The organism is Mycobacterium sp. (assembly GCF_051006775.1).
Classification (GTDB): domain Bacteria; phylum Actinomycetota; class Actinomycetes; order Mycobacteriales; family Mycobacteriaceae; genus Mycobacterium.
This window is the reverse complement of sequence record NZ_JBPCSX010000081.1, coordinates 1-5,560: the sequence shown is the minus strand read 5'-3', so window position 1 is coordinate 5,560 and position 5,560 is coordinate 1. Positions and strand designations below refer to the sequence as shown.

Genomic DNA, 5,560 nt, shown 5'->3' with positions numbered 1-5,560 from the left:
CTCGACCTCGCGGACCGTGGGTTTGACATCACGGTCGATGAACGACCGCACGGTCGCAACGAGCAGTGTCTCTTCGTCATTGAGTCCGGGCATCCCACCCAGAATGACAGACTCACTCACTGTGACTCTGTATGGCCACGTCGGCGGCGGCTCTCCGGATCCGATTCCGGGCTCGCGCCCTCCGGGCGGCCCCTACTTCGACGACCTGGTGGTCGGTCAAGTCTTCGACTGGGCGCCGTCGATGACCCTGACACCCGGCGTGGCGGCCGCTCATCAGGCGATCCTCGGTGACCGACTGCGGCTGGCACTGGACGCCGAGCTGGCGCACGCCGTCACCGGGGTTCCGGGTGCGCTGGCCCACCCGGCGTTGGTGTCCGATGTGGCGATCGGCCAGTCGACCCTGGTGACGCAGCGGGTCAAGGCCAACCTGTTCTACCGCGGTCTGACATTCCACCGGTTCCCGGTCATCGGTGACACGCTGTTCACCCGCACCGAAGTGGTCGGGTTGAGGCAGAACAGCCCGAAACCGGGCCGCGCCGCCACCGGGTTGGCCGCCCTTCGGATGACCACCATCGACCAGGTCGGACGGCTGGTGCTCGACTTCCACCGCTGCGCCATGCTGCCGTTGAGCGCGGAGAACACCGAGACCGGTCACGCCGACGACCTTGCCCTGATCGGCACCGACACCGCATCCGTCGACCCGACCATGCACTGGGACGCCGATGCCTTCCGGGCGCGGGTGCCGGGCCCGCACTTCTATCCGGAATTGTCCGGTGCGGTGCTGCGCAGCACCGGCGACGTGGTCAGCTCCGCTCCTGAGTTGGCCCGGCTGACGCTCAATATCGCCGCCACCCACCACGATGCCCGGGCCGGCGGCGCCCGACTGGTGTACGGCGGGCACACCATCGGAATCGCCCTGGCCCAGACCGCCCGGCTGCTGCCGAACCTGGTGACAGTGCTCGGCTGGCAGTCCTGCGATCACACCGGTCCGGTCCATGAGGGCGACACCCTGTACAGCGATCTCCACATCGAGGCTGCCGAGCCGTTGCCTGATGATCGCGGCGGCGTCCTGACCCTGCGGTCACTGGTCTACGCGGCCGGGCAGGGCGAGGGCCGGGAACAGGATCGTCCGGTGCTGGATTGGCGGTTCACGGCCCTGCATTTTTAGCTGGTCCGTTACCCGCGGGTAACCTGTAGGTGAACCCCGGAGACCACTGGAGAGAGCCGGATGACCACCGATCAACCTGTTGCTGAGACGGTCTATGGGCCGGTGCGCGGAGCCGACGACGGCCGGGCAGCAGTCTGGAAGGGCGTGCGGTACGCCGCGCCGCCACTGGGTGAGTTGCGCTTCCGTGCGCCCCAGCCGCCGCAACCCTGGACCGATCCGGTCGACGCCACGGCGTACGGAACGGTCTGCCCGCAGCCGCCGGTGCCGAACTTCCCGATGAACCTGGGCGCCGAACAGGGCGAGGACTGTCTGACGCTGAACGTCTGGGCTCCGCCGGGCACCCAGCCGGGCGCCGGCAAGCCGGTCATGGTGTGGGTGCACGGTGGTGCCTACGTTCTCGGGTCTGGCAGTCAGCCGTACTACAACGGACGGCGACTGGCTGCCGGTGGCGACGTGATCATTGTGACGATCAACTACCGGCTCGGAGTTTTCGGATTCCTGGATGTGCCGGGCGGTGACACCAATGTCGGTCTGCGCGACGTGCTGGCCGCCCTGCGATGGGTGCGCGCCAACATCGCCGCGTTCGGGGGCGATCCGGGGCGTGTGACGGTGTTCGGCGAGTCCGCCGGGGCCGGGATCCTGACCAGCCTGCTGGCGGTGCCGCAGGCGGCAGGGCTGTTCTCGGCCGTGATCGCCCAGAGTTCTCCGGTCACATCGGTCTATGAACGCAGTCGTGCCGAGCTCGTCACCGATGCGGTGCTGAACTATCTCGAGATCAGTCCCGGCGACGAGAAGCGTCTCGGCGAAGTGCCGGTTGCGGCATTGATCGCGGCCACGAAGAAGGTCTTCGACGAGGTGCCGTCCCGAAATCCGGGGACGCTGGCCTTCGTGCCGATCATCGACGGAGATCTGCTGACCGATTATCCGGTCCAATTGGCGCGGCAGGGCAAAACGCATCCGGTGCCGCTGATCATCGGCACCAATCGGAACGAGGCTGCGCTGTTCCGCCTGATGCGCTCGCCGCTGATGCCGATCACACCCCGTGCCATCACCTCGATGTTCAATCAGATCGCCGGTGAGCAGCCGGACCTCCAGTTGCCGACCGAGGAGCAGCTCAGCTCCGCCTACGCCGGGAAGTCCGGATCCGCGCGCGGCCTGAAAATCGCCAGCGACGTCGGGTTCCGGATGCCGTCGGTATGGCTGGCCGAGGGCCACAACAACGTCGCCCCGGTCTACCTGTACCGGTTCGACTACGCGTCACCGTTGATGAAGGCGCTGCTCGTGGGTGCGGCGCATGCCACCGAATTGCCGTATGTCTGGGGCACTCTCGGATCGCCGCAGGATATGACGCTCAAGCTCGGCGGTGTCAAAGCCGCCAGGGCGGTCTCCAGGCGGGTCCGCGCGCGATGGGTGAACTTCGCCGCCACGGCCAAGCCGTCCGGCCTGCCCGGCGAGCCGGAGTGGACCCCGTACCAGGAAACGGACCGTGCCTGCCTGGTGATCGACCACACCGACCGGATCCAGCACGATATCGATGCCCGGATCAGAACGGCCTGGGGTACTGATCCGGTCCATCTGCGCTGAGTGTCAGCCGAGGCCGGGCAGATCCCGGAACGGGGTGTCCCGGTAGGGCTCCGGTTCCTTGGGCAGGCCCAGTATCCGCTCGCCGACGATATTGCGCTGAATCTGGTCGGTGCCGCCGCCGATCGAGGTGAAATAGGCGTTGAGGGTCCGGAAGGTCACCGCGTCACCGACCGGGTTGTCAGGTCCGGCAAGCATGGATTCGGGTCCGACGATTGCGGTCTGCACCCGAGCCGTCTCATGCAAGATCCGGGACATCGCGATCTTGCCGAGCGAGAGCAGTGTTGCCGCCTCCGCGCGGTCGGATGTCGCCTTGGCGCGCCGGGTGTTCCACCGGTTCACTGCTGCATAGCCCTCGACCCGGGCGATCTCCTGGCGGACGAAGGAATCCGCCAGCCGACCCGCCGAGCGAGCCATCCCGATCAGGCTGTCGGCATCGGGCTTGAGATCGCGATTGGCTTTGGAGGTGCGGGCCAGATCACCCATCAGTCGCCGCTCATAGGCCAGCGCCAGTTGCAGAACCGCCCAGCCCCCGCCGGGCTCGCCCACCAGGTTGGTATTCGGCACCCGGGCATCGGTGATGAACACCTCGTTGAACTCGGACTCACCGGTGATCTGGTGGATCGGCCGGATCTCCACGCCGGGCTGGCGCATCGGGAAGATGAAGAAGCTGATCCCCTGATGCTTGGGCACGTTCGGGTCGGTACGGGCGATCAGCAGTCCGTAGTCGGCGGTCTTGGCGAACGATGTCCAGACCTTCTGCCCGTTGACCACCCAGTCCTCACCGTCGCGTTCGGCGCGGGTGCGCAGACCCGCCAGGTCCGATCCGGCTCCGGGCTCGCTGTAGAGCAGGCACCACCGGGTCTCCCCGCGTACCGAAGCTGGAATCAGCCGCTGCTTCTGCTCCTCGGTCCCGAGATCGTGGATGGTGCAGGCCAGTAGATCGGAGCGGTCCATTCCGGTGCCTCGCGCACCGACCTCGGCGAATTCCTGTGCCACGAGGCGTGATTCGGTTTCGGTGAGGTCACGCCCACCCCACCGGGGCTCCCAACTCGGTGCCGACCATCCGGCGTCGAACACCCGGTGGTTCCACTCGGAGCGATCGGAGGCCGGATCAAAATTCTCGGCCAGCCACTGCCGCACCTCGTCGCGAATGCTCATCAGCTCGCCTCCCGCAATCCTACGTAGCGCTCCCGATGCCATGCGGAGTCGCCGAATATCTGCGCGTCGGTACGCGCCCTGCGTAGATACAGATGGGCCGGATGCTCCCAGGTGAAGCCGATGCCGCCGTGCACCTGGATGTTGGTTGCCGCGACGGACACATACGCATCTGCGCAATACGCCTGGGCCACAGCGAGATCGGCCAGCCGGTCCGGCTCGGCGGCGTCGAAGCTCGCCGCGACGTGCCGGGCTGCTGATACCGCAGACTCTGCCTCCAGCAACATATCGACGCACATGTGCTTGATCGCCTGGAAGCTACCGATCGCGCGGGCGAATTGGAAGCGGGTACGCGCGTAATCGGTTCCCATCTGCATGGCGTGCATGGCGCCGCCGGCCTGCTCTGCGCACAGTGCCACAGCCGTGCGATCGAGTGCGGTGTCCAGTGCGGACCGGCCCTTCGAGACGGTGCCGATCAGCCGGGCGGGCGTCTGGTCCACCATCAGCCGGCCTTGACGGCGGGTCCGATCGATGGTGTCCAATGTTGCGACGGATAAGCCGGGCGAATCGCGGTCCACCGCGAAAAGTGCTGTACCTGAGCCGGTATCGGCATATACGTAGAAGCGCTGCGCGTCGTCTGCATCGAGTACGTAGGTCTTCTCTCCGGAGAGTCGCCAGCCGTCACTATCGGTTGCCGTGGTGGCCGGATGCTCCGGTGGACGCGCCTGGCCGGGTTCGGCGAACGCCACCGTGGTGATCAACTCGCCGGCGGCGATCCGCGGAAGCACGTCTGCACACTCGGCCGGATCGTCGAGGGCGGTAAGAAGGTACGGCGTCAGCACCGCTGTCGACAGGTAGGGCGCGCAGAGCAGGGCCCGGCCCATCTGCTCGGACACCACGGATAATTCGGCAGCCCCGGCACCCGCGCCGCCGAACTCCTCCGGGATCGTCAGCCCGAGAAGTCCCATCTCGGCCAGTGCATGCCATGTGACCGCGTCGTACCCCGTATGTTCGGCCATCAGTCGGCGGACCTCGGGCTCCGGTGAGCGCTTGGCCATCAGATCAGACACGGCGTCGCGCAGATCGCCCTGTTCCCGGGTCAGTGACATCGGATCAGCCCTGCTTCAACGCTTGATCGAGACTGGCACACATGCTGTCGAAATATGCCCGAGAAATCGCGGCTTTGGGTGCGATCCCGTCGAAGCCATGGAAGGCGCCCGGCACCTCGTACACCTCGCACGGCACACCTGCGGAATTCAGCCGGGCGGCGTAGGCGATGTCCTCGCGGTGGAAGAGATCGAGTGTTCCTACGCCCAGCCAGGCCGGGGGCAGGCCGGACAGGTCCTCGCGGCGCGCGGGAACCGCTATCGCCGGGTCCGCCCCGCCGAGGTAGGAGGTCCACCCGACCCGATTGCTGGCGCTGTTCCACAGCCGAAAACCTGGATCATCGAGAGCGGGATCGATGCTGCGGTCGTCCAGCATTGGGTAACTGAGCACCTGCAGCACGGGGCTGACCTCCCCGCGGTCGCGGGCGACGAAGGCGCACGCCGCCGTGAGCCCGCCACCCGCGCTCGCCCCGCCGATCGCGATCCGGTTCGCGTCGACGCCCGGTAGTGCCGCCAGCCAGGTCAGCACGCTGTAACAGTCCTCCAA

At 66.9% G+C, this 5,560-nt stretch carries 5 protein-coding genes; 2 read left to right on the top strand and 3 right to left on the bottom strand.

Annotated features, from left to right (window positions below; all coding sequences use genetic code 11):
* The first annotated feature begins 121 nt into the window (after positions 1-121).
* Both ACR2JI_RS06090 and ACR2JI_RS06085 read left to right on the top strand, forming a co-directional pair.
* Complete coding sequence (locus tag ACR2JI_RS06090) at positions 122-1,168, top strand: MaoC family dehydratase (RefSeq protein ID WP_526389071.1); 1,047 nt, start codon at positions 122-124, stop codon at positions 1,166-1,168.
* A 60-nt stretch (positions 1,169-1,228) separates the two neighbouring features.
* Positions 1,229-2,752 (top strand): carboxylesterase/lipase family protein, encoded by a 1,524-nt coding sequence (locus ACR2JI_RS06085; RefSeq protein WP_526389068.1) that lies wholly within the window; start codon positions 1,229-1,231, stop codon positions 2,750-2,752.
* Between the two features lie 3 nt (positions 2,753-2,755).
* Here ACR2JI_RS06085 and ACR2JI_RS06080 read toward each other — a convergent pair whose 3' ends face one another.
* From ACR2JI_RS06080 to ACR2JI_RS06070, 3 genes are all read right to left on the bottom strand, one after another.
* Positions 2,756-3,910, bottom strand: a complete 1,155-nt coding sequence (locus tag ACR2JI_RS06080; protein WP_526389066.1) for an acyl-CoA dehydrogenase family protein — start codon at positions 3,908-3,910, stop codon at positions 2,756-2,758.
* The gene (locus tag ACR2JI_RS06075; RefSeq protein ID WP_526389064.1) at positions 3,910-5,016 is read right to left on the bottom strand and encodes an acyl-CoA dehydrogenase family protein; all 1,107 of its coding nucleotides are present in this window, start codon (positions 5,014-5,016) and stop codon (positions 3,910-3,912) included. The genes ACR2JI_RS06080 and ACR2JI_RS06075 overlap by 1 nt, the downstream gene beginning before the upstream one ends.
* A 4-nt stretch (positions 5,017-5,020) precedes the next feature.
* Positions 5,021-5,560 (bottom strand): alpha/beta hydrolase (locus ACR2JI_RS06070; RefSeq protein ID WP_526389062.1); only part of this gene is annotated, 540 nt, incomplete at its 5' end.